Consider the following 2059-nt stretch of genomic DNA (forward strand, 5'->3'; position numbering starts at 1 on the left):
CAAGAATTTGGGCCCCGGGAGATAGAGGCAGCAGCGCTCGCTAGCCCGCTCGGGCGTCGAGGATCGCCCGCGCAGTGAGCGCGACCTGCGTATCCCCGATCGCCGCGCTGGCACGGAGAGCAGCGTCGCCCTCCGGCGCCCGGGCCGAGTTCGGCGAGCGCCTGCACCAGGCGCCGGCGGGACTCGACCGCCGTTCCCGGATCCGCGAGCCGCGCGCCGTACTCGGCCGCCAGCAGCGCCTCGCCCGCGGCCCCGCCTGCAAGGTCCGAGAGCGCCTCGGCCGCCTCGATGTCGCTGCGCCCTTCCATGAGCACCGCCAGCAGTTTCTCCCGCGAAGCCTTCGATCCGCGTCGGGCGAGAACGAGCGCGGCCCGCGAACGATTATCCGGCTCGGGGTCACGTAGCAACGTCAAAAGAGCGTCCTTCGCTTCATCGCCGTCCAGCGAGGACAGCGCGCGGAGTACGCCCCGCCGCAGTTCCGGACCCTCGGCCCGTGCGGCCCAAGCCAGCGCCGCGGCCGCCGCATCCCCCGAGCGCGCGAGCGCCCAGCCCAGCGCCCCGGCGACGTTGTCGTCGCGCTCCGCGAGCCTCGCCGCGACGAGCTCCGACGCATCGATCGCGAGCCCCGGCGCATCGAGTGCCACGCGCTGCCGCGCTGCCGGATCGTCGCCGCGCAGCGCAGAAATCCCGGCGATCGCGTCGAGTACCTCCGCCCAGTCTGCGGGTCCGCCCGCCGCGAGCCGTTCGAGTCGGGCGAGAGTGTCCTGCTCGCGGGCAATTCGCTCACGCGTTTCCGCGATCAGATGGCCGAGGGTCGTGCCGGCGTCGACGTCTGCAGGCCCATTCCCCGTAGAAGCTCCGGCTCCTTGCGAGCCGGCGAGCGCCCGCCCCATCTCGGCCAACGACATGCCGAGCGTTCGGAGCGCCTCGATGTGGAGCAGCCGCCGGAAATCTGCCTCCGGATCCCGGAGTAAATGCAGGGACGCACGGGCGTGCGCCCGTCGCCATTCAGCCACCCCGGGATCGACCTTCTCTCCATCTTCCGACGCCGATTCTCCCGAAACCTGCCCGTGACCCGCGCCCTCACCTGCACCGATGATGTTCCCGGAAGTCACACTGCGGATATTTCCCGAGGCCACCGCTTCGAGCACCGGCTCGGCTGCGCCCCCGAGCTCCCGGAACGCCATCGCGAGCGCGCGCTGCATCCCCGCCGACCCTCGCCGCAATTGCCCCGCCAGGGTCCACGCGAGCCGTTCGCGTTCGGATTCGGGAATGAGGATGACGGCGGCCCTCCACGCCGACATGGCCACCGCATCGTCGGGATCGGCAATCAATACATCGGTAATCCACCCCCAGGACTCCGGCGCCTTGATCTTCGACAGCGCATGTAGCGCCTGGGCTCGCGCCTGCGCGCAGGTGGAGTCGAGTTTCGCGCGGAGCAGTGGAAGTACGGAATCCGTGGGGTGTCGTAAGAGTGCCTACGTGAGCATGTCGCGGACGAAGAAGTCGGGCTCCGTACCGAGCCGACTCACGAGCAGCGGGACATATTCCGGCGCGGGCGCACTCTCCGCCGGGAGCGCGGCGCGGAGCCGGGCGGAGGCATTCACCCCACCAGTCAACGCGGCGGCAACGGCCGTTCCCGCGTTGGACCCTTGTAATCCATATGGCATTCGAACCCGCCTCCTCGGTGTCCACCCAAGGGCTTCACACCGCGGAAGGGTCAAGCGAACACCCTCGCGGGTTACCGAAACGTTATGTGAGCCAAATCACACTAAGGGAAGCTAACGAGGTACAGAGGCGCGTTTTCGCAGCTATTAATAGTTTTGGTTAATCGTCCAACTTTGACCGGGTCGTGGATTTCTCGGGATTTCGACACGGAGCGGTAACGAAATTCGCAGGGGGCTCCGATAGGTTGCGTGAAGAGGTTAGCCGCCTCAGGCACAGCGCCCCGGAGAAATGATTCTGTTCTGATCCGGGCGCCACGCCAACAAAGGCACCACGACTTCAAGGAGACACATCATGGGTTCCATCCAGGACATCGCCAACAACGGTTTCGGCT

Annotated in this window: 2 protein-coding genes; both read right to left on the reverse strand. The window is 67.6% G+C overall.

All coding sequences use genetic code 11. From position 1 onward, the window contains the following. Positions 1 to 1334, reverse strand: a 1334-nt coding sequence (locus tag V7E05_RS12735; protein WP_333620016.1) for a HEAT repeat domain-containing protein, incomplete at its 3' end; no start/stop codon positions are given. Between the two features lie 144 nt (positions 1335 to 1478). Beyond that, positions 1479 to 1607, reverse strand: coding sequence for a hypothetical protein (locus tag V7E05_RS12740; protein WP_333620017.1), 129 nt, complete (start codon positions 1605 to 1607; stop codon positions 1479 to 1481). Between the last annotated feature and the right edge of the window lie 452 nt (positions 1608 to 2059).

The sequence above is a fragment of the Dietzia sp. genome (genome assembly GCF_036741115.1).
In the GTDB taxonomy this organism is placed as follows: Bacteria; Actinomycetota; Actinomycetes; order Mycobacteriales; family Mycobacteriaceae; genus Dietzia.